Raw genomic sequence first — 22,939 nt, 5'->3', positions numbered from 1 at the left:
TTATCCTCCTACTCGAGTGGCGTAGAAACGGCTGATCTGTTCTACTTTGGCTAAAACTGTGTCAAGAATGAAGCCAGTTAGGCCAATCAAAATAATGGCCATAAAAATTAGATCCATCTGCATCAATTGACGGCCCCAGACCATCAGAAAGCCAATACCCTCACTGCTAGCCAGTAACTCAACAAATACTAGTGCTAACCAGGCTTGCATAATGCCCTGACGCAGTCCACTAATGACACTGGGTAGAGCCGCAGGAAAAATCACATTCTTTAACTTCTGCAGATTGCTGTATTGATAGACTTCTGCCACTTCCAGCAGTGAACGTGGCACCTGAGCAATCCCTTTATAGGTTGCGATCAGGACAGCAGGAAAGACAGCCAGTGAAATTGCAGCAATTTTCAGAGCTTCATCAATCCCCAAAAAGATCATCAATAACGGAATCCAGCCGACAATCGGGAACTGCGCCACTAGATTGATGGTCGGAAAAACATAATCACGGCTACGTCGCATCAGTGCTAGCCAAGTCCCTAGGATGATTCCGACACCAGATCCCAGCAAGACGCTCCAAAGAATCCGTTTGGCACTGATCTGGAAATGGAATTGCAATTCCCCTTCTTGCCACAGTTCAACAGTGCTTTGCCAGACCAGTGCTGGCGGTGGCAAGATTTGCTCAGGTAACCAGAGCTTGATGGAGGCAACGTACCAAAGCCCGAGGACTAATACCGGACACAGCAAACCACAAGCCAACTGTAAGGTTCCATTCAGATTTTTTTTCATAAAAGCAAAAATGTTTAGATTGCTACGCCCCTGAACTGAAGCTGCTGATACATCACTTAGGCTCATGATTATTTTCCCTCTACCATGTGTTGCTCAGGTTTCTGTACTAAGAATTGCTGAAAGACCTGATTTTTGAATAAACATAGGATCAAGGCCAAAAACGCCAGTCCTATCGGAAGAAATAAATTTTGCAGACCGATGCTGGCTCCAAACGCTGCACCGAGAAAACCGCCCAACAAGCCACCGACTGGTCCAACCAGGGCTAAAATAGGAGAAACTTTTGCCATTTCGGTTTGTTCACCGACTTTGGCAAATGACATAAAATTTGCGATATGCAGCATGCCAAGCCCGAGGCCCAACATAAGTGAGGCCGGCCATAACCAGAAACTGATCGTGCTGAATGCCAGCAGTAATAAACCACTACCAATCAGGCTGAGACCGATTAAATAAAATTTGTAATACCCTAACCATTCGGCCAGGCTACCCATCGTGAAGAGCGACCCGACAAAAACCAGACCTTGTGTGGTGAGCAACATTACGGCAGTAGACTCAGACAAGGAAAAACCTTGAATCGCGATTACAACAATGAAAAAACCAAAATAGTTGTTGGCAATACTGCTTAATAGCTCAAATAGACAGACCATCCGCAAGGCGATATGACTCTTTAGCAGATATAGCGGGGCAATCACTTCTTGCCATTGGAAATTGCCCTGCCCTTCAGTTGAGTATTTTTGCTGGAAGCATAAGGGCGCAAAAATAAGTGCTGTCATAAACAGGCTGGCCACCCAGTAAAAACTACCTGGATAACCAAAATGCTCAATGAGTAGCACCGTCAAAGTCGGGGCGATCAGGAAGAAACCCATCATATGCGAGCCACGAAACCATCCTGCACGTGTAGGTCCTAACAGTCTTAAATTGCTCAGAAATACCGTGTTAATTGATACAAAACGCATCGGCAAAATGAAACTGACCAGTGCAGTGCAGATCATCAGATACCAGGCATCAGCCTGTAGTGGAGTCAATGCGTACATTACAGCACCCATTAAACTCCCAAAACTAAAGACCTTTAATGAACCCAGTCGCTTGACCAGCACACCAATAGGCAAAGCCATGATCAGGATTCCAATACTCTGTGCAGCCGAGATCAGTCCCAGCTGCAGCTCAGAAGCATTCAGTTGCACGGCATACAGTGAGGTGAGTACACGGGCAACCCCGACACCAAGCCCTGCAAAAATAGTTAGGCTAATAAAGCTGCCCATAAATCGCAGGCTTAGTGTGGAGGTGGATGTATCCAGTGAAGTCATATGCCACTGCTCAACTTATTTCGGCTGACCATTGGCATTAAATGCACGCCAATAATTCTGTAAATTGAGTTCTTTTAAAGCATTGTTAAGGTATTTCGGTTCATACCAGGTTTTGGTATCTACATCACGGCGAATGAGTTTGGCATTTTTAGCAATCTTTAAAGCTTCATCAATTTGTGCACGATGAAACTCGTCCAGTAATGGCGAAGTACGGTCTTTCAGATTCCAGCCATCCCAGGTTTTTTGATAATCAACCAGTGGAATACCGCTTTGTGACCACAGCTTATACTGGGTGACACGGTTGGCTTCTTCCGAGCTCCACTTTGCCTGTTTGATCAGCGTGGTAACGACACGCTGCGTCACTTCTGGATATTGTTTTTCAAAACTTTCAGTTACCCAGAAATGGGCAATTGGTGCGACTTTGGGATCTTTAATTTCCACAAGGCTTTTGGCTACACCCCGGGAAACCAGACTAAAGGGTGAAGTAATCGCAGCGTCAATATCCCCAGTGGCAAGTGCTGTACGCGCAGAGTAAGCATCTTGTGAAATCACCCGTAAATCACGTTCAGTAAAGCCATATTTAGCCAGGACGCGGTTAAAAACAATCTGTTGATTTGTCCCTTTAAAGATTGAAAACTTCTTGCCCTTTAAGTCTGCAAATGACTTGGCATTTGAGCCAGCAGGAACTACTACATAGGTTGGGCCAAAGCGGCCAGTTGAAAATAGCACCTTGGTTTTAAGACCTGTTGAACGACCCACTAATGACGGCAAGTCCCCATGTAAAGCAAAATCGACTTTACCGTTGGCTAAGGCTTCATTGGTGGCAGGTCCTGCACCCGGAAAGAATAACCATTTCACCGCAATGCCATCTTTCTTGAATTCCTGTTCCAGCACACCACGTAAATGTGCCGAAGCAACAAAGCTCCCGCCTGTTTTTGGCTTACCGCCTTCACCGGCACCCGACATAGAAATGCGGATTTCTTTCGGATTGGCTGCATTGATTTGCAGGCTTAAACCGAGTGCGGAGAGGGCTAAAAATGTTGCTGCAATTTTTTTAGAAAAAAGTTTCATTAAATCTGTTCCTTAACAATAAAAATTAAAAGGTGTACTGGAATTGCGCCTGCAATTCGTTGGTATCTTTTTGGGTTGCAGTCTCAATGTCATAGATGTAGTGATTGAGCTGTAACTGGAATTTGGTGGTTTGTGCAAAAAACAGGTTTAAGCCAAGTGAATGAATGTCATATTCACCTATACGGCCACTTGCGCTATCGAGATAATCTTTCTGATTTTTATTCGGGTTATAGCTGTCATAACGGTAGTAACCCTGAACCGATTTCGGCCAGAAATCATCAAACTTGGCATTGGATTTAATGCTGTTATAGAACTGGTCACCCAAGGTATAGAACGCAGTAACGGTATGACCTTCAGCTTTGGCTTCTTTAACCGCAGGCACGGTCGTATCGATGTAATCGGTTTTGCCTTGCAAATATTCATAGGTCACGCCAAACGGTGCGTGGTTGTAATACACATCAAAACCCAGACGATCACGTTTGGCCTTGTTGTCGCTAATGCCTGAGCCGGATAATTTTGCTTCGCCTTTAATATAGGAAGCACCGAATTTCAGCTCGCGAAGCCAGCTGGCATAATCCACAGGTAAGGTAAATGCCACGCGACCGATATAATCTTTGCTATTGTTGTCATCGGTCTTGTTACTGCCATTACCGTTGGTCACCCCAAGCGCGTATTCAAACAACGGTGCACGATAGTTCGCGCCATAGTCCACAAATGGCTTGACATCGCCACGCACAATCAAGCCATTTTGACGGGTAAATAAACCCAAATACGTCGGCGCAGTTGCCGTGGTAATAGTTGGACGTAAATCTTCCGGAGATTGCACGTCCAGACCAAATGGCAAGAGCTGTTGACCCAAAGTCAGGTTCAGCTTGGGAACTTCTGCACCGCCATTGGTGGAAAATACGTGATAGCGCAGGTAAGCATCCAGCAAGTTAAAATTACTGTTGTTGCTGCCATCATTACGTTTTGAATAACCAAAAGAGGCTTGGTAATCGAGGTTTTTACCTTCGTTATAATCTTTAAACAAGTTACCGCGCACACCCAGCAATGCCGTACCCACATCGAAGCTTGATTTCGGTGTATTGGGTGCTGTGTTATTGTCCTGCACATTGGCACGCAGTTGCACCGTACCGAATAAAGTCGTATCGCGGGTCGACTTCACGGTTTGACGTTCGTACTGACGAGACTGGTCATATTTATAGTTTTCGATATCGGCTCTTAAACCTTCAATATCGTCGGATGTTGCAGGGGTCGCTTCAGCCGTTAGGGTCTCTTCACCAGTTTCGCTGTCTTGATCCGTCAGCACTTCGCTGTTATCTGCATTCACAGTGGTTGGAACAACTGCTTTTTTTGTGGATGTCGAACTTTGCACTTCCACTGCATTTAAACGCTGTTGTAAAACTTCAATCTGCTTTTTGAGTCCCTCCAATTGCTTGTTGAGAGTGGCATCCTGGGCAAAGCTAAAACTCGATGTCGTCGTCAGAATAAATCCAATCGCAACAGTTAAACTCGTCTTTCTCATTGTTACATTCACTTCATCTATTGTTTTAAATACAAAATTTCCCCTACCCCATGCCAAAGGCATGAGGTTGTTTCAATTTTCCGAGTAGTTAGGTTTAAGCGGCCTGATTGTTTTTCAGTTTGTGTTCAACTCGCGTGCCCTTGAAGAAATCAGGATTATTGGCGGTATAGAACTGGTATGGGTTGGTGAACACCAAGGCCTTAAAGTCTTCTGCCGTAATCGCGCCTTCTTGCACCAAGTCCCAAGTTTCTGCCAACGGCTCAGTTAATTCAGGCACATCCCAATGGCCTGAATCTGATGAATAGAGCGCATTAATTTTTTGGCCAAATGGATTGCCTTTAGGATTCAAAGCACCGACGATTGTTCGGTCATCTGCCTCGTTTCCGAAGTAAAAGTTTGGTACCCAACGATCCCAGATATCTTGTTTTGTCTGGATTTTTGCCAAAGCAAAATCATTAATTTCATCAGGTTTCTGTGCCTGGAAACGAGAAGTTCCAACTACACCAAACAGACTTTCTACGATTTCAGTGTCAGTAAGATCACGACCTTTATAGAGCGTGTGACCATATTGACGATACAATTCGATAGCTAGCTCACGGTTGAGACGTTCCGGATTATATTGGTGCACATGCTCATTGCCTCGTTTTTCAAAACGGTCGACTAAATGCGTTAAGACATTTTGACCCCATGCTGCACCCCCTTCTAACAAGGCGATACGCAACTGTGGAATACGCTCAGTAACACCACCAAAGAACAAAGCTTTTGCCAATGCTTCAGAAGCATCTGCAAAATGGTTGATATGGTTGAACATATAATTCGTAGGTGAATTACGTGCTACCCAGCTCTGACTGCCTGAATGCGTTGACAGGTTAATACCTAGGTCTACACTCTTTTGCCAGAACGGGTCATAGTCATATTCACTATCAATCCCAAAAAAATCTAACCAATAAGCGTAGCGACGCAGATCAGCATCTTCAGGATATCGATCTGCAATAGATTTAATTGGACGACGTACCGAACCTGGAATTAACGCTGTTTTTAAGCCTAACTTTTGAGCGAATTCTAACTCTTCAATTCCTTCTTGTGGCGTATGTAGTGGAATTGCAGCCACTGGGGTTAATCGGTCAGAATAAGGCTGATAAATATCGGCATGAAAATGGTTAATTGCGCGCGTAATGGATATACGCAAATCATCATTAGATGAATTGATTGGGAATAAAGATAGATTTGGATAAAGCACAGCGTAGTCAGTACCCAACTCTTCTAAACGCTCATACAAGAGGCCGGGTAAAGCAATGGTTGCCAAATCATATGTATTTTCAGATGGTAGCGCCCAGAAAGGTGGACGGAATAGTCGACGGTCTTTACGCTCTTGTGGCGTTGCACTATACCATTCTGCAGCTAAGCCATTCAGGCCATTATCTTTTAAATGTGTTCTGAATAGATCTACCACACTTGAACCACCATATTGTGCAATGTAGTCCTCAAGTGCTGGGCTGTAGGCATTAGTATGAATGTCCGTATCAATCACTGGAAAATCAAGCTGAGAACGCACTTGAGCAGCACGCGATTGTTTTGCCTTTAAATCTTTTAAAACTGTCATGGTTAATTACCTAAATTTTAATTTTTTCGTATTCTCTATATGGCAACAACCATGCCAAAATAATAACTAATTGTTTTTATTTATTTTTATTTAAAAACACCAACAAATTATGTTTGTTTTCAATCGTTTTTCATGTTGTTTTTTCAACACTTGCTTATAACAAATCAGCTTTAATATCTATTTAGCTTTCTATCTTTTAGATAAGTATCTCTCTTTATAAAGCGGTCAATAAATATAAAAATCGATTTTGCTGAGATACCATAAAAATCAATACCAAACCTAACATCGGTTCCTCTAATAAGCACCGTAATGCTTCAGTGAATAATAATAAGATTGTCTTATTGATAAGGCTTTTTATGTAGCTAAGACCACATGCATCACAGCAATTGTGGACGTTAAGCAGAAATGACAGGGTAAAAATTAAGAAAGCAAAGCAGATATCCTGCTGAACTTTGTCGCCTGATTGACAGATTTTCTATATTTGGCTTGGCAGACTGTATTCATCAACTGATGTTGAAAAGACGATCAAAATAGTTTTTTTAGGATAATAAGTCATGAGTCAAATTGAATACCAAGCTTACCAACATTTATTAGTGCAACCGTTGACGGGACGTATCGGCGCGGAAATTCAGGGCATCAAACTGAGTGGTGAGCTGGATAAGGAAGTAGTTGCTGAAATTAACCAGGCTTTGCTGCAATACAAGGTCATCTTTTTCCGTGAACAGCAACATCTGACTGATCTTGAGCAGGAATCCTTTGCTGCACTTTTGGGTACACCATTGAATCATCCAAGTGTTCCTGTAAAGGATGGTACGGCACATACCTTGTCTATTGATTCACGCGGTGGTCGTGCCGATTCCTGGCATACCGATATTACCTTCCTGGAAAATTATCCGAAAGCTACCATCCTGCGCAATGTGGTTGCACCCGAAGTAGGTGGCGATACGGTCTGGGCCAACACCACCAGTGCCTATGAGGATCTAACCCCTGAATTACAAGCATTGGCCGACCAGCTACGTGCTGTACACAGCAATGACTATGATTATGCGGGCAATGTGTCTTCATACCGTAGTAAGGAGCATCAGGACCTGTTTAGAACCGCAGTCGAAATTGAAACTGAGCATCCTCTTGTACGAGTGCATCCTGAATCGGGCGAGAAAACCCTAGTGCTAGGTCATTTCTTTAAACGCTTCAGTGGTTATAACAGCGAAGATTCTCGCCGCCTGTTCGATCTGTTCCAGCGCCATATTACTCAGCTGGAAAATGTGGTGCGTTGGCGCTGGGCGGTTGGAGATGTTGCGATCTGGGATAACCGAGCAACGCAGCACCGTGCCATTAACGATTATGGGGATGCCTTACGTGTGGCCACCCGTGTCACCATTGAAGGAGATATTCCGGTGGGTGTAGATGGTCAGCCAAGCAAAGTCCTGAAGAGCGTGGTGAATAAGGATATTTCTAATCTACGTTCGGAAGAAGGCCGTATTTACGAAAAAGCCTCGTAAGGTCGCTTTTACAGCACCTAAAACAAGAATAACAATAGCCAAAAAAATTGGTTGGATGCATGATGAGCAGGACCTAGTATCGCAAGATATTTGGTCCTTTTTTGATGAGATATGTTTGCCCTATCCACTCATTTTTCCCTTGCGACAAGCCTGGAACAGGTATTACAACAGGATGAGGTTTTTCGCGGTTTTTCTGGAGAAGCCAAACAGTGCTTATTACGCCATGCCAAATATCGGCGTTTTTGGGCGGAACAGCTGATTTTGCGGCAACAACAACAAGCGAATGATCTATATGTTTTGCTCGAAGGTACCTTGCAGGTTGGCTGGTTGCAGGAAAATGGCCAACTCAAAATGGCTGATTATATGAGTCACTCATCCGCGTTTAATCTGGTACCTTTTTTCCAGAAGTTGCCGATGGATTATGATTTTATTGCGCTGGATCGGGTCGCGATTGCGATAATAGATGGTCCAGTTTTTTTACAATTGCTGCAACGCGAACCGCAAGCCATGTGGCGGATGATCGGCTTACTGAGCCAGCGGATGTCTCGGCTATTCAGTGAACAGCGCTATTTGCATAATGCTTCGTTGGAACAGCGTCTGGCTTGGCATCTGGTGAAATTTTGTGAACAATATGGTGTCCCGCATTTGCATGGCATCCGGCTACGTCTGAAAATTTCCCAACAGGATTTTGCCGAGTTGCTCAATGTCTCCCGCCAGACCTTAAACAAAATCGTGAAAAGCTTTCGGCAGCAACATATGCTTGAGTGGCGTTATCATCAGGTAGTGATTTGGGATCTGGAACAGCTGAAAAAATTGAGCCAGTTTTAAATCGCAAACCGTTAAAGCTTATAAAACTACATGAATATGGGACTACCACCACTCCCCTAGACAAATTTCGTCTATTCTTGGACTTCCACCGCTCCTACTCTGCAAAAAGAATCGACGAAACATGTCCAGAATGGAAATCACATTCTAGTTTTAGGCATCAACCAATAAATCTTCGTGATATTTACTCCTTAGAGATTGCTCAAAATCAACTCATTTAATCAACAACATGCACAAAAAGCTGGCGTAGAAATGTATTAAAAATATCTATAAATGTGCATGTTGCACATGTTGTAAAGGGCGTATTGCTTAAAAGTAACCCTATTTTAAAGCGGCACGGCTCTTGCAAACTCAGGTGTATTCAAGAATAGCGCAAGAGACTGGAGCTAAAAATGAGTACACATGAAGAAAGTCCACTGACCGAAACACCCCAAGCCAATCGAAAAGGATTGTTTCCGATTGCAATGGTGCTGTTTAGTTTTACTTTTTTTACCGGCACTATGTTTGCTGGTGGCAAAATTGGCGTCGCATTTAATTTTGTTGACCTCCTCTGGATCACGGCAATTGGTAACCTGTTACTGGCTCTCTATGCTGCATCACTTGGTTTAATTTCCGCCCGCAGTGGTTTAAATACGGTATTAATGGGGCGGTTCTGCTTTGGTAATTTAGGCAGCAAACTCTCCGACTTTTTATTGGGTTTTGCTGAACTGGGCTGGTATGCCTGGGGAACTGCAACACTGGCTATTTCGCTGGTGAAAATTGTTGGGATGCCAGAAAGCTGGGTAATACCATTAATGGTGCTGTTCGGTTTACTCTTCTCAGTGACCGCACTGGTTGGTTTTAAAGGGCTGGAATACCTGTCACGGGTTTCAATTCCATTGATGTTTATCCTGCTCATTACCTCAATTGTATTGGCCACCAAAGAAATTGGCGGCTGGACCGGCTTGACTGCTGTTAAGCCAACGGAAACCATGACGTTCTCTACCGCTGTAACCATCGTATTTGGTACGTTTGCCAGTGGCGCAACACAAATCACCAACTGGACCCGTATGTCGAAAAACGGCAAGATCGCAGTATGGGCATGTCTGATCAGCTTTGTCATTGGTAACGGTTTGATGGTCTTGGCAGGTGCCTGGATGGCGATTGTTTACCAACAAGCTGACATTGTAGAGGTTCTAGTATTGCAAGGCCTATCTGTCGCAGCAGTGATTATGCTGTGCATGAACTTGTGGACTATTCAAGGCCCAACCATCTATAACGTGTCCGCAGCAGCATGCCATTTAGTACGTAGCGAACGTCGTAAAACCATGACTATCCTGGCGGCGATTGTGGGGATTGTGCTGGCTGTCGCAGGCATGTATGAGTTGTTATTGCCATTCCTGTTGTTACTCGGTGCGATCATCCCACCTGTAGGTGGCGTCATCATGGCAGATTACTGGGTTCGCTACAAAGGTCAATATCCTTTGCTGAATGATGTAGAACTGCCAAATTTTAACTGGAATGGTCTGATAGCTTATAGCATCGGTGCGATCGTGGCGTATAACTCTCCCTGGATTGCCCCGATTGTCGGGATTGTGGTTGCTTCCGTATGTTATGTGGTGTTGATCCGTTTATTTCCAGCAAAATCGGCTGAAAAATCAGCACAAGTGATGACAGGACCATCAGTATGAGTATGACGGTGCAAGAGGTACTGGAACTACCACAGTTGTATGAACTGCGGCTGCGGGCAGGTGCCGATCATGTGCACCGTCTGGTTCGCTGGTTCTATGTCGCCGAGAACGAAGGAATTTCCGACTGGATTGAAGGTGGTGAACTGGTATTTATTACCGGTATCAATCAGGTACGGGATGAAGCCAACCTGCTAGATCTATTAGATCAGGCTGCTACCAAAAACGTAGCAGGTATTGTGATCTTGACCGGTACCGATTTTATTCGTGAGATTCCCGCCACAGTGCTGGAAAAGGCCGATACACTCGGATTACCCCTGATTGAACAGCCTTACCACCTCAAGCTAGTGGAACTGACCCATGTGATTGGAACCCGCTTGGTACAGCTGTCGCAAATCAAGAAGTCTGCAGAGGACGTGGTGAGCCAGCTGTTACTGGGCCAGTATCCATCACTGGAAACCATTCAGTTGCGGGCACAGCAGTTGGGTTTACCCTTGTTAGGGCAACATGTGGTGGCAGTGGTTCGTTTGAGTAATGTGCAAGACTTTTTTCAGGATAGTGGTGCACAACACAAAACCCATGATCTGTACCAGAAAAAACAGGCCTGTTATGAACATCTGGAAAGCTGGAGAAAACAGCATGAACAGGTTTTCCCTATTGTTCCGCAGGGAGAGCAGTTTAGTTTGGTTCTATCCTTGCAGGATCAGGATCTGAATTTCTGGTTCCAGGCTCTGTCGGCATTGGTTTCTGCTTTGCGCGAGTCTGAATCCGATCTCAAGTTGTATGTTGGACTTTCCACCGAAGTGAATTCTGCCGTTGCCTTTCAGCGCGGCTACTGGGAAGCCTGTCAGGCTGAAGAAATTGCCGCAGATTTAAAGACCAGTTCCGGTGTCTGCCTGTATAACGAACTGGGCGTGCTCAGATTGATCAAGGCAATTCCAAACAAGGCCGTTACCCAGCAACTAATGAATGAAACGCTCGGCTGCCTGATTGAGCCAGAAAAAAAACAGCCCTATCTGCTGATTGAAACCTTGGATGCCTGGTTAAAGGAAAGTGGCAATGCCATTCAAGCAGCTGCCCGGCTGGGTATTCACCGCAATACCCTGAACCAGCGTATCCAAAAAATTGAAGCATTAACCGGACAATCATTGGGCAATCCCAATTTCCGTTTGAATGCTTCTGTTGCCCTATTAATTTGGCAAATATCCCATGATTAGAGAAAAGAATATGAAAGTGATCAATGCAACCTTACGTAAAAAGACCGGTTTATTCACCATCAGCTATCACAATGGCGTAATTGATGCGATTGAGCCACAGGCCGGGTTACTAACCCTCGAAGGAGCTGACGTGATTGATGCGAAACAGCAGTTACTGATGTCACCACTGGTTGATCCACACATTCATCTGGATGCTGTACTGACCGCGGGTGAGCCGGAATGGAATATGTCCGGAACCCTGTTTGAAGGAATTGAACGCTGGGCACAACGCAAGGCCAGCATTACCTTTGAAGACACAAAACAACGTGCAAAACAGACCATCGACATGCTGGTGGCGCATGGCATTCAGCATGTGCGTACCCATGTCGACATTACCGATCCGCAATTGACCGGATTGCAAGCCATGCTTGAGGTCAAGAATGAAGTCAAGGATGTGGTGAATCTGCAGATCGTGGCCTTCCCGCAAGAAGGCATTGAGTCCTATAAAAATGGCCGTGTACTGCTAGAAAAAGCCTTACAGATGGGGGCCGATGTGGTCGGGGATTCCTCATTTTGAATATACCCGTGACAAAGGCGTGAGTTCCGTGCATTACCTGATGGACTTGGCCGAAAAATACAATGTACTGGTGGATGTCCATTGCGATGAAATCGATGATCCGAACTCACGTTTCCTGGAAGTATTGGCCGATGAAGCACTGGTCAGAAACATGGGCGAACGTGTCACGGCCAGTCACACCACAGCCATGGGCTCTTATGACAATGCCTACTGCTATAAACTGTTCCGTTTGCTGAAGCGTTCAAAAATCAACTTTATTTCCTGCCCGACCGAAAGCATCCATTTACAGGGCCGCTTTGACAGCTATCCAAAACGTCGTGGTCTGACCCGCGTGGCGGAGATTAACCGTGCTGGCATGAACATCTGTTTTGCGCAGGACTCGATCCGAGATCCATGGTATCCGGTCGGCAATGGCAATATCTTACGCATTCTGGATGCCGGTTTGCATATCTGTCACATGCTAGGCTATGAAGACCTGCAGAACTGTCTGGATCTAATCTCGGACAATTCTGCCAAAACCATGTGCCTGGGCGATCAATATGGCATCGAAGTGGGCAAACCGGCGAGCTTTATCCTGTTCAATGCCAAGAATGATTATGAGGTTGTCGCGAATCAGGCCAAGGCGGTGCTCAGTGTGCGTCATGGCAACATCATCATGCAGCGTCAGGAAGATCAGGTGCAATTATTGTCTGTTACCACGCCTGCTCAACAGGATGTTGCGACTACGCGTTTAGCGATTGGCGTCTAATTCAATAGGTAAAACAACACACTAAAAATATCTGATCCGAATGAAAGATATTTTTCGATGAACTGATCCAGCGGGTAGGCAAAATCCGGATATATAAACAAGCGGCATTGCCCTAAACCGGATTTACCTGACCCGCAATCCAAATCACTAAATCAAAAATTGTCTATGTTCTGCATAGATAAGGGGTTTCTTATGCTTAAAAAAAATGTATTCCACCATATGACGATTCCTTCAGGCTTAGCTTTGGCTATTTTATCTGCAACAACTGTGACGCATGCGGAAGAACAGGGCTGGTCGGTTTCTGGTTTTGTGCGAGGCAATTATCAATATAAAGAATATGCTGAAAGCGAAAAGAGTAAAGCGCAGATCAGTGATATCCGGCTCAATCTGAATTACAAGAAAGATCAAGTGGACGGCAAGATTACAGCACGCTGTGTCCAATTTAATGAAATGTGTGATTTGATGACATTGTCAGATGCTTATCTGGGTTATCAACTGGATGAGCAGCAGAAAATCACCGTGGGCTTGCAACCGATTCCATTCGGGATTGGAACCTATTGGGATAGCAGCTTCTATGAAAGTATGATGTATACCATTGGCATGCAGGATACCCATAATATTGGGATTCGCTATGATCTGAGTCAGGATCAGCAGTCTTGGAGCTTTGGCTATTTTCCAAAGGATGGCGGTAACTATAAAGGGGATAGTAAGGATGCATCACGTTATAGTGCCAATTTTATTGAAGGCGTATCAGACAATGCCACCCAGATTGATGAAAAGAATATGCTAATGATGCGTTATGCATATCAGGGTCAGAAGGATACGGCTGGATATACGCTGGGTTCATCCGTTTGGTATTCATTCTTGGACAATAAAAATAACAACAAGACCGGCAGTCGCATGAATGCCAACGTGTTTGGCCAGTGGGCGACACCAACTTATGACACAACCTTAACTTTTGGTTATCAGGATATCGACAACAAACAAGCTGGAGTGAACTATTCAACCTTTGGTTCTTTTGATACGGAATATCATGTAGCGAATAAAGCCTACTATTATGTTGCTGATATAGACTATAAAACTTCGTGGAATTATAAGGATTGGAAAGGATTTAAACCATATCTCGTATTCAGTGGTTTGATGAAACAGGATGGACAGCCAAACTCCTACCGTAATATTGCTGGTCTACAGGCAGATTACAAAAACATTACTATCAATGCAGAGTATATTTTGGCGAAAAATGATGCCTTTGTTGGTGGTAATACCAATTCCTTTGCTAATTCGACTGACAATGATTGGAAAAAGCTACTTTATATTACCTTTGCATATAAGTTCTAATTGTTTTAGCTCCCCCAAGATGGATCATGTAAATCACGTTGAAGTCGACTCTCTAATGTAAAGAGTCGACTTCAAATTAATGATTTTTCATTTCTTACCAATAGTTTCTGGCTTTGTTAGACACAAATCTAACACCATGATTTTATTTAATTTATTTTTTAATAAAGACTGGGGTAAATCCTTAAGAATCAGCAGATTGAAGATTCTCTTATACAACGAAGCCATAAAGAAACATCAGCTTATTGGGCTACAGCCTATTCAATAAACTCGCTGGGCTACAGCAAAATGAAGTGGTTTAGAATAAACGATTAGGCTCTGTCCTGGTGCCTATTCAACAGCAGCATCAAGAGTTAAAAACACAAAATAAACGTTTTTGGGCGAAGCAAAGTGAAGAGTTACCACTTTCCAAGACATCTCTAAGTCCAATCTAGAGAATGATTAATTGCGTGGTTTTAAAATAGATAAACAGCTTGTCGGCTAATACCAAATGCTTTTTCCAGAGCAACTTTGGAGGAGTACTTCCCTGCTTTCAAGATTTGACATAAAGCCTTAGCTATTATGGATTACAGATTTCGAATACTGCTTTTAAGATTTTTCTATGTAAAATAAACAAAATCATAATGACAAAAAATAAATTTAACAGAGTAAGAAAAGTATCTAAAAAATCATTATGTATGAGACTGGTTACAATTATAGACAAAGAGAGAATTATAAATAAAAAGCATAAAAAAACACCTTCGTTAGGTCGATAGATCTTTTTAAGGTATTCTAAATTAAGTGCATTTTTTGATTTAGTCATGAGAATTAAATTAATTTAAAAATCTTCCCACTAATAAGACTTTGAAAAAGTATTTCAAAACTTGGACGAATATTTTCACCATCCACTGTAATATATCTTAAACTTGAATAAGATTGCATATCAGAAAAACTTTTATCAAATGTAGCTTGGATAAAATATTCAGTACCAAATTGGTCTTTTACAGTCACTTGTCTTTTAACATTACAACACCTTTAATAATAATCAATTTAAAATCAAAATTTTATCTAAACAACTTTATGATTTAACTTAAATAGTTGATTTAAAGAGGCATAAAATGTACGTCCATCTAAATTCAAGTCAACCTCGATTCCAGATTCAAGAAGAACTCTCTTACCTACTTCAATTTCTTTAACACCTTGACGTGTATTTTGCATTTTATTTAAGGGAATTAAAGATACGATAATTTCAGTACCGTTTTTAGACTTTGCAATTAATTCATTAACTTTTAACAATTTGTATCCTATTTTTTATACTTTTTTTTTCCAATATTGGAAATAACTTCAAAACTAAATTTTGAGGTTAAAAAAAGCACTGATTCGTGCTTTTTTACTACTTATTGCTACTTATACAGCAATAATATTTACAGCATTCGGGCCTTTTTGACCTTGAGTTATACTGAATTCAACGTGTTGACCTTCAAATAAGGTTTTAAAACCTGAACTTGCGATTTCACTGAAATGGGCAAAAACATCTGGCCCTGATTCTTGTTGGATGAAACCAAAACCTTTAGTTTCGTTGAACCACTTTACAGTACCTTTAACAACATTTGAGTTAGACATAATAAATCCTACTGATTTTTAATAATTTTTAGTCATTTTATTGACTGAATATAACTTTGAAAATGATAAAGAATGGAACTTAAAATCTGAAAAAAACGAAGGATTATGACTAAAACTACGATACTTAAGAGAGATTTACTGGAACAAGACTTTTTTCTAGTTAATTTAAATATACAGCAAAAATAGAAATAATCAAGCTTTCTTATATATATATTTATTTTGTTTATAAATAAATTGATAATTTTTAAAAAAATTCAGTTATTTCAATGGCGTTATTGCTGAAAGATTTAAAAACAAAGATTTCACCTAATCTATTCCAACATGATGTTTGCACGATTAGCGATAATATTCAGGCTGATATTTCTTACATATCTATTCACCTTCACCTAAAAATTTCAATTTTGCGCAGCAGCGCTTCTCGTATCGATGAGCAGATCTCGTTCAGCACTATTTTTTGATTGCGTATCACAATATCAAGATGCTCTGGTCTTTTACAGATGAGAGAGTAAGCTGGTACTGTGGAATGAAAGGTAAGCTGGTGCTGTGGAATGAAAGGTAGGCTGTTGTCATATTATATGGTGGTATAGTGGGCGACCACCCCAGTAATTTGTTTTCATGTCAGAATTTTATAAATACAGATACACTCAAATAAGTGTATTTGGTTCATTACCAACACATAAAGTGTTTATCAGTGATATCCCTAATAAAGCAAAGCTGGTATTTGCCGATAATACTTTTATGCACGGCTCAATTTCTGATTGGGTATTACGTAATTCAGATCTTGATACACGAGTATCCACATGGTTAGAAGAGCCAGCGGCTTTTTTAGAAGATGAGAAAAGAAGATTGAGCCTTTATAGGGCTTCTCATCATTTGTTTAAGACTGAGCCTAGTATGAGGTAAGATTTAAGTCATCTAATTGCCTCTGAAACTGACTATTTGCTAATAAGGGTTTGCATTACTAGTTGTGAAAGCGTATAAAGCTAACTCGTTGATGCGGGATGGAGCAGTCTGGTAGCTCGTCGGGCTCATAACCCGAAGGTCGTTGGTTCAAATCCAGCTCCCGCTACCAATGAAAGAATTTAAAGTTTATAGCCTAGTCTTACCAAGATTAGGCTTTTTTTATGACACTGCTTGAATAGCCACCACTCTCCCAGACAAAATAATAGACCTTGCGGAGCATGGCTTCTCGCCCACCTGAAGAGAACGTAACGTTAACAATTGCTAAACGCCTTAGTCCAGAATTTAAAAGCAAGCAATTTATTATGCACTTGCAAACTCACATGAATCATTAGCAGCGACTGCTATAAGGTATTAGCTATTCAATACGGACAAGTTTGTGCAACAAATCCCTTCTCAACTAAAGAATAAAGACCGATCACTCATTAATGTATTTGACTATAGTTGCTTGCCCAATCCAGGACTCCACAGCTAAACAATTTTTATCAAAAGATAAAAAATAAAAATTATAAAAAGCAGAAGTAGATTTTATGTTGGTTATTTAAGTCAATCCCAGTCAATTTTCCATTATAGAGCTTATGCAATGTTGTTTTATTAATGCCCGTCCGGTAATCCTCCCATAAATAACCGAAGTTAAAAGTAGAGGTTAAGCAGCCCTTAGAGGTGGCCTTCCTTTGTTAGCTTGGTGTGGTCTTTCATGATTGTAATGCCTGAGCAGCAGCGCTGCGCAAGAATCAGTTGCATAATCCTGAACTCCTTCTACGTATCAAACAAATGTTTGCTCAGCCAACTATAACGTATAGTCCGATTATATCGTTCAATATATGCATTCTGCTGTGGCTTACCCGGTTGAATATATTCAATATGAATACCTTGTTCAGTTAGCCAGCGCACAAATTCGTGACTGATAAACTCGGGGGCCATTATCGCATCGGATCACTAACGGTTTTTCTCTCCACTCCAGCAATTGATTCAACGTACGAATAACCCTGATTGTGGGCAATGAGAACCCTGCTTCAATGGCTAGGCCTTCGCGGTGGTAATCATCAATCACATTCAATAATCGAAACTTGCGACCATCGGAAAGCTGATCATGCATAAAATCTAATGACCAAACCTGATTTTCTCGGATTGGTTCTTTCAATGGTTCAGGCGCATGCCGTTTTAGTCTTCTTCTCGGTTTAATACGCAGATTCAGTGCCAACTCACAGTAAATGCGGTAAACCCGCTTGTGATTCCAGCAGTGACTCTCAACATGCCGTAAATACGAGAAGCACAGACCAAAGCCCCAATCGGAATTTTCCTCAGTGAGTTCAATGAGCTGTTCAGCAATTAATGCATTGTCATCGCTGAGTTTGGCTTGATAGCGGTAGCAGGTTTCACTAATGCCAAATGCTTTACAAGTCAAACGAATACTAATGGCATGCTGGGCAACTGCCTGTTGTGCCATCTTACGCCGGCAAGATGGCTTCACCCTTGCGCAGCAGTGCTGCTCATTGCCATCGCTTTCTGGATGATTTCAGCCTTTAATCGCTCTTCCGCATACATCTTTTTAAGTCTGGTATTTTCGGCTTCTAGCTCTTTAAGTCTTGCCATTAATGATGTATCCATACCACCTGAGCAGCACTGCTGCGCAAGGCACGCTATTTATAAAACGTGGCATTACTCATGCCGTGTTCACGGCAAAGAGCGGCAACAGGTGTGCCAGATTCCGCCTGCTTCAAGATAGACATGATCTGACTGTCAGTAAATTTAGATGTTTTCATGCAGAATCTCCTGCTCGTATCTTAAGAGAAAATTCTACTTTTACATCCTATTATTTCTAGGGAGGATTCCCCATCTGATGGAATCAGGGAAAAACGCGAATAGGCTATTTTTTAAACATTTTTTTGGCGAAAGATGTCAGAATTGAGCACAAAAAGCCGACTTGTTTCCAAATCAACTTTTTGAGTTTGCGCCACCTATTTTCTTACATAGTAACATATTGATAAATAAAACTATTTTTTATAAATTTCGAATAATGCCCATTATATTAAATGGGGTCATTAATACATTGGCCACGGGTTTTGAATGAAGCGACCTGGAGTATTATAGTTTAAGGTTCTTGCATAATTTCCAGCAGCCGTGGCGTTCTCCGGAATATTTTTTACTACTATGCTTCCTGCACCAATAGAAGCCCCTCTACCAATTTTTACATCTTCAACAATACAGACATTGGGACCTATATAAACATAATCTGCGATCTCAGCTGCCTTGCCTAGATTGGAACCAATAGTGACATATTGAGATAAGTTTACATTGTTCCCAATCGTTGCTGTTGGATTCACGATCAAAGGCCCACCATGGCCTATATATAAGCCATATCCAATCTTCGTTTTATGGCTGACATCTAAGCCATACCTTCTTTTCTTATAAAAATAAATAGGATAAGCAAATTTACGAATAATACCTTTACTACTAGCAAGTCGGAGCCAAAATGAAAAATTAAACCCTCTCTGAGACAGATAATTGATTAAAAAGGATTTAAAGCTACAATTTCCCGCATAGCGGTAAAGATCACTTTTGATATATTTAATAGTCATAATAAAATCTAGAAATTATTTTGGCGAAAATATACCCCGATAAATTATGTTTTTTTAAAGTTTATGAGTTTTGTTTCAAATAAAAACATTTCTTTCTCAAACATTAACATTCTAATAAAATGTTAATTTTTAATATTTTTATTATTAATCAACAAGTTAAAATTTTAATTAAGTGGGAATTTATATGTTCATTTATCTTTCCATCCTTATCTATATGAATTTGAAATAATTATAGTTACTTACAAGCAATACTTATTGTCACTTAATAGCAATAAAATGAAGCTATAAACTTACATCAAGATTTTTAACGGTTTATTTTTAGTTTTTAAAAGTTAAATCTCTTCTAATTAATTTTTTTATTTTTTGTCAATTTATTGTTTTTAAAAGGTTATTGGTAATGGAATCACTTATAAAAATTACATTCTTATTCTCTTCTACGACATGTTCTTTATATGCATGTTCTCAAAATATTTCTTTAGATGAAAGAGGTATTAATTCACATTTTGACCAGGTAAATGTGACTCAGCCTATCTCTAATTATAATTATGAATATGAAAATTATGCTAATGGTAGTAGTTCTAAAAAAGTTGAAGGACATTTAGGAGATAACAAATTTTATTTCTATTACTGATTTCATGTATGTAAAGAAATTTCGATCTGTAGATCTTATAAATTGCCTCCTACTGTATTCAGAGTCAAAAATGAGAGTTATAAGTTCTCATTTTTACTATCCACAAGCTCTGTTGTTTTTTGATCGATTTACTTTTGTCACATAATTCAATGGAGAAGCAAAGTAGATTCATAGTCATGTAGACCTTGATAGATGAGTCTTACTCCAGCTTTTTACGGTTGAGTTTTTAGCGGCTTGTTAGGTCTCTTCTACGCATATTTTCTAGTCGGAGAGCGTGATGACCTAGTAATCTTCCCTCTCAAACTTATAAATTTCTCTTCATAATCATTATCATTGTTAAATTTATGAACAACGACTAATCATTTGGCATCTTCTATTAAAAAGTATAGTCGTTGTTATGAGAAATTTTGCATCGTCCAAACATACTTAAAGATGTGTGTAAAAAGTTTAAGAGAAAATACCCCTTATCCTTTAACAACAGAATAGAATTACTTAAGATTTCTACAAAATCCGTCGCTATTTAGTTTTTTCGACATAATGAAATAGATAAGAAATATTTTCTCAATAAAAAAACGAAAATCTTTACTTAAATTAATAGCATTTTATATATTTATCTAAAAAATCTGCTCAAATATTACACTTTTTTTATGCCTTTAACCTATCTTATCAATGCCAATTCAATAAAAATCTTAAGGTTTATAAGATGAAAGCTAACAATATGATGAAAATAATTAACTGTATGGCAGTAAGTGGCATATTAAGTCTTACAGCATGCCAAGCTATGGCAATGGATCGTGAATCTACGCAGGAAGGAAAAAATCATCTTAAGTTACCGCATGCGAATAATGAGATTTTAACTGATAATAGAATTATTAAAGTATTAAGCACGACCAATCATGGTGAGATTAAGCAGGCAAAAACTGCATTGCCAAAGCTAAAAGCGGATGATACCCGTAAGTACGCTCAAATGATGATTAATGAACACTCATCAAATGAGACAAAGGTTCAAGAGCTGGCGAGTCGTCTGCAATTAACTCCACAAGTTAGTCATACCAGTACGTCACTGCAAAAAAATAGTGATAAGATCGTTAGTAAGCTTACGAAATCATCTAATACGACAATTGATAAAGACTATATGATGAGTCAAGTTAAAGAACATCGTAAAGTTCTTATGCTTATCGATAAGCAATTGATACCCAACACTAATAATTCAGATTTAAAAAGTATGCTTGCACAAACTCGCACCACGGTTGCCAAGCATTTACAAACAGCTAAACAAATACTTATCAAGATAAATGAAAAGTAAGTAGCCACTGATTTTGTAGATATTTTTTTGGCAAACAACACAATAATTTATTTTTAAATCAATATTTTATGATTTTTATAAAAGCCCATTCACACATCATTGGGCCTTTTATGTGAATTTTTGTGTTCCACGTTTTTAAATTTATGCACCTAAATTCTTACGATACTGAATGAAGGCTGTATTGTCGGCCAACTGATCATATAAGATTCTTGCTGGATAGTTGGTTTCATGAGTTAGCCAATAAACTCTTGAGCAGTTCTGTTTTTCGCTTCTGTATAGGCTTTGTTGCATAAACATTTTAAAGCCGAATTTCCCCCAAGCCATTCAAATTTAACAGACAACTTGGTTATGAGCTCGGCCTAATTCCGTAAATTTATTTAATACTGCCACATGGGCATGAATCTCATTCACCTGACTAAGAAAGTTCCTTGCCGTTAATTTATCGCCTAATAATTTAATGCAATGCATCTTGGCTTCCAACAAACTTCGACGATGATACCCAGACCACTTTTTCCAAATTGTTCTTCCTAGGCATTTAACCGTTTTCAACTATTCATTTCTTTCTAAAGAGCTCAGCTTTTTGTCTTTCCAAGGCTTCGCATTTTTTCTTGGCGGAATCACCGCATATGCCTCTCGATCTGAAATGACTTTTCTGCAGTGTTTCGTGTCATAAGCCCCATCTGTATAGACACAATCAATCTGCTCATCAAGTGGAATTTGATCAAGTAAATCCTCGAGTACTTGTGAATTACTGACATTGTTTGTCGTGAGCTGGTCTGTATTTGCAGCGTTTCAGCATCTATATCAATGTGAAGTCTACGCTATTGGCGACGATATTCGGGCTGATGTTTCTTACGTTTCCATTCACCTTCACCTAAAAACTTCAAGCCAGTAGAGTCAACGAGCAGCTGGAGACCATCACGACTTTGTTGATAGCGCATTGCAATATCAATATGCTTTTGTCTTCTGCAAATGGTCGAATAATCTGGTGCTATCCAATTTAATCCACAGAGTTTAATAAGGCTCTGGACAAAGCCAGTGACCATGCGTAAAGAGAGCCGAAATAGAGATTTGATCATGAGGCAGTATTGAATAGCAGCATCTGAATAGGTTTGATTTCTACCATGTTTGACTTTTGATTGTGCATACCATTGAGTAGTCGGATCAAACCAGATCGAGAGATTTCCACAGTTTATCAAAGCTCGGTTGTAAAAGACCAATTGGTTGTACGATAGATTTTAGGAGTGGGATTATTCATTCCGCAATTATATTGATGCAGAAGCATTCAATGGTAGGTTTGTGCAACAAAGCCCCCCACAGCTAAAAAATTTTTATCAAAAAATAAAAATTATAAAAACAGAAGTAGATTTTATGTTGGTTATTATTGTTGAATTTATATGAATTTTAAAGTGACCAACTTGTGCTTACCCCACCCTACCTTAAATTACACCACACAAAATAAAAATCCTATATAACTGTTATATATAGGGTTTATTAAAATACAAATTATGTTATTTAGTGTATTTTATGTCGGTGACTCTTGCCAAGATTGGGGTATCTAGATAAAAGATATGGTTCCCTTATAAATTACTGTTGCTGATCCGCCTTAATTTCTAACAGCAGGATTGCAAAGTTTAAATCTCTTGTCAGAGCTTTCGATAAACATTTATAGTCCATACCAAGTAAATACCAACAAGCTGTATTTGATTCACCGAAATCCGAGGCTTT

Annotated in this window: 18 protein-coding genes, 1 tRNA gene and 5 pseudogenes; 11 read left to right on the top strand and 13 right to left on the bottom strand. The window is 40.5% G+C overall.

From position 1 onward, the window contains the following. From PGW99_RS12080 to PGW99_RS12060, 5 genes are all read right to left on the bottom strand, one after another. Positions 1-843 (bottom strand): ABC transporter permease, encoded by an 843-nt coding sequence (locus tag PGW99_RS12080; RefSeq protein ID WP_273777972.1) that lies wholly within the window; start codon positions 841-843, stop codon positions 1-3. Positions 844-845: 2 nt separating this feature from the next. After that, entirely contained in the window at positions 846-2,081 is a 1,236-nt protein-coding gene (locus PGW99_RS12075) for an MFS transporter (RefSeq protein WP_273777970.1), read from the bottom strand. Between the two features lie 15 nt (positions 2,082-2,096). Then, positions 2,097-3,152, bottom strand: coding sequence for an ABC transporter substrate-binding protein (locus tag PGW99_RS12070; RefSeq protein WP_273777969.1), 1,056 nt, complete (start codon positions 3,150-3,152; stop codon positions 2,097-2,099). A 25-nt stretch (positions 3,153-3,177) separates the two neighbouring features. Further along, positions 3,178-4,677 (bottom strand): DUF3138 domain-containing protein, encoded by a 1,500-nt coding sequence (locus PGW99_RS12065; RefSeq protein WP_273777967.1) that lies wholly within the window; start codon positions 4,675-4,677, stop codon positions 3,178-3,180. A gap of 94 nt (positions 4,678-4,771) precedes the next feature. Then, on the bottom strand, positions 4,772-6,280 hold the full coding sequence (locus tag PGW99_RS12060) for an amidohydrolase family protein (RefSeq protein WP_273777966.1): 1,509 nt from the start codon (positions 6,278-6,280) through the stop codon (positions 4,772-4,774). A 554-nt stretch (positions 6,281-6,834) separates the two neighbouring features. Between PGW99_RS12060 and PGW99_RS12055 the strand changes: the two genes are divergently transcribed. The 8 genes and pseudogenes from PGW99_RS12055 to PGW99_RS12020 form a co-directional block, all read left to right on the top strand. Further along, positions 6,835-7,782, top strand: coding sequence for a TauD/TfdA dioxygenase family protein (locus tag PGW99_RS12055; RefSeq protein WP_273777965.1), 948 nt, complete (start codon positions 6,835-6,837; stop codon positions 7,780-7,782). A gap of 111 nt (positions 7,783-7,893) precedes the next feature. Beyond that, the gene (locus tag PGW99_RS12050; RefSeq protein ID WP_273777964.1) at positions 7,894-8,610 is read left to right on the top strand and encodes a Crp/Fnr family transcriptional regulator; all 717 of its coding nucleotides are present in this window, start codon (positions 7,894-7,896) and stop codon (positions 8,608-8,610) included. Between the two features lie 389 nt (positions 8,611-8,999). After that, entirely contained in the window at positions 9,000-10,277 is a 1,278-nt protein-coding gene (gene codB / locus PGW99_RS12045; RefSeq protein ID WP_273777962.1) for a cytosine permease, read from the top strand. Then, the gene (locus PGW99_RS12040) at positions 10,274-11,491 is read left to right on the top strand and encodes a PucR family transcriptional regulator (protein ID WP_151723332.1); all 1,218 of its coding nucleotides are present in this window, start codon (positions 10,274-10,276) and stop codon (positions 11,489-11,491) included. Before codB ends, PGW99_RS12040 begins: the two co-directional genes overlap by 4 nt. A 10-nt stretch (positions 11,492-11,501) precedes the next feature. Further along, positions 11,502-12,047 carry an amidohydrolase family protein gene (locus PGW99_RS12035; RefSeq protein WP_273777960.1) on the top strand — a complete coding sequence of 182 codons (546 nt, stop codon included), beginning with the start codon at positions 11,502-11,504 and terminating at the stop codon, positions 12,045-12,047. Beyond that, positions 12,022-12,795 carry an amidohydrolase family protein gene (locus PGW99_RS12030; protein WP_273777959.1) on the top strand — a complete coding sequence of 258 codons (774 nt, stop codon included), beginning with the start codon at positions 12,022-12,024 and terminating at the stop codon, positions 12,793-12,795. Before PGW99_RS12035 ends, PGW99_RS12030 begins: the two co-directional genes overlap by 26 nt. A gap of 192 nt (positions 12,796-12,987) precedes the next feature. Next, the gene (locus PGW99_RS12025) at positions 12,988-14,133 is read left to right on the top strand and encodes a porin (RefSeq protein ID WP_273777958.1); all 1,146 of its coding nucleotides are present in this window, start codon (positions 12,988-12,990) and stop codon (positions 14,131-14,133) included. A 242-nt stretch (positions 14,134-14,375) separates the two neighbouring features. Then, positions 14,376-14,564 (top strand): annotated as a pseudogene (locus PGW99_RS12020) (ISNCY family transposase); the annotation flags it as partial. Between the two features lie 21 nt (positions 14,565-14,585). On the opposite strand, the pseudogene PGW99_RS12375 reads toward PGW99_RS12020, so the two are convergent. From PGW99_RS12375 to PGW99_RS12005, 4 genes and pseudogenes are all read right to left on the bottom strand, one after another. After that, positions 14,586-14,687: pseudogene (locus tag PGW99_RS12375) on the bottom strand (DNA-binding protein); the annotation flags it as partial. A gap of 250 nt (positions 14,688-14,937) precedes the next feature. Then, a complete protein-coding gene (locus PGW99_RS12015) occupies positions 14,938-15,120 on the bottom strand; it encodes a hypothetical protein (RefSeq protein WP_273777957.1) in 183 nt (60 codons plus the stop codon). Positions 15,121-15,177: 57 nt separating this feature from the next. Next, positions 15,178-15,405 (bottom strand): hypothetical protein, encoded by a 228-nt coding sequence (locus PGW99_RS12010; protein ID WP_004835542.1) that lies wholly within the window; start codon positions 15,403-15,405, stop codon positions 15,178-15,180. A gap of 111 nt (positions 15,406-15,516) precedes the next feature. After that, positions 15,517-15,732, bottom strand: coding sequence for a cold-shock protein (locus tag PGW99_RS12005; protein WP_273777956.1), 216 nt, complete (start codon positions 15,730-15,732; stop codon positions 15,517-15,519). Between the two features lie 615 nt (positions 15,733-16,347). Here PGW99_RS12005 and PGW99_RS12000 point away from each other — a divergent pair. After that, complete coding sequence (locus PGW99_RS12000) at positions 16,348-16,635, top strand: hypothetical protein (protein ID WP_273777955.1); 288 nt, start codon at positions 16,348-16,350, stop codon at positions 16,633-16,635. Between the two features lie 92 nt (positions 16,636-16,727). Continuing rightward, positions 16,728-16,804 (top strand) — tRNA-Met (locus tag PGW99_RS11995). Positions 16,805-17,338: 534 nt separating this feature from the next. On the opposite strand, the pseudogene PGW99_RS11990 reads toward PGW99_RS11995, so the two are convergent. Continuing rightward, positions 17,339-18,458 (bottom strand): annotated as a pseudogene (locus tag PGW99_RS11990) (IS3 family transposase). A gap of 279 nt (positions 18,459-18,737) precedes the next feature. Next, the gene (locus tag PGW99_RS11985) at positions 18,738-19,274 is read right to left on the bottom strand and encodes a serine O-acetyltransferase (protein WP_273777954.1); all 537 of its coding nucleotides are present in this window, start codon (positions 19,272-19,274) and stop codon (positions 18,738-18,740) included. A 1,334-nt stretch (positions 19,275-20,608) separates the two neighbouring features. Between PGW99_RS11985 and PGW99_RS11980 the strand changes: the two genes are divergently transcribed. Further along, entirely contained in the window at positions 20,609-21,211 is a 603-nt protein-coding gene (locus tag PGW99_RS11980) for a DUF4142 domain-containing protein (RefSeq protein WP_273777953.1), read from the top strand. Positions 21,212-21,352: 141 nt separating this feature from the next. Here the strand turns inward: PGW99_RS11980 and PGW99_RS12425 are convergent. Next, positions 21,353-21,472 (bottom strand): annotated as a pseudogene (locus tag PGW99_RS12425) (GNAT family N-acetyltransferase); the annotation flags it as partial. A 69-nt stretch (positions 21,473-21,541) separates the two neighbouring features. Then, positions 21,542-22,469: pseudogene (locus tag PGW99_RS11975) on the bottom strand (IS5 family transposase). Positions 22,470-22,939 lie beyond the last annotated feature (470 nt).

It is taken from the genome of Acinetobacter sp. GSS19, assembly GCF_028621895.1.
In the GTDB taxonomy this organism is placed as follows: Bacteria; Pseudomonadota; Gammaproteobacteria; order Pseudomonadales; family Moraxellaceae; genus Acinetobacter.
This window is presented reverse-complemented; position numbering and strand designations above follow the sequence as displayed.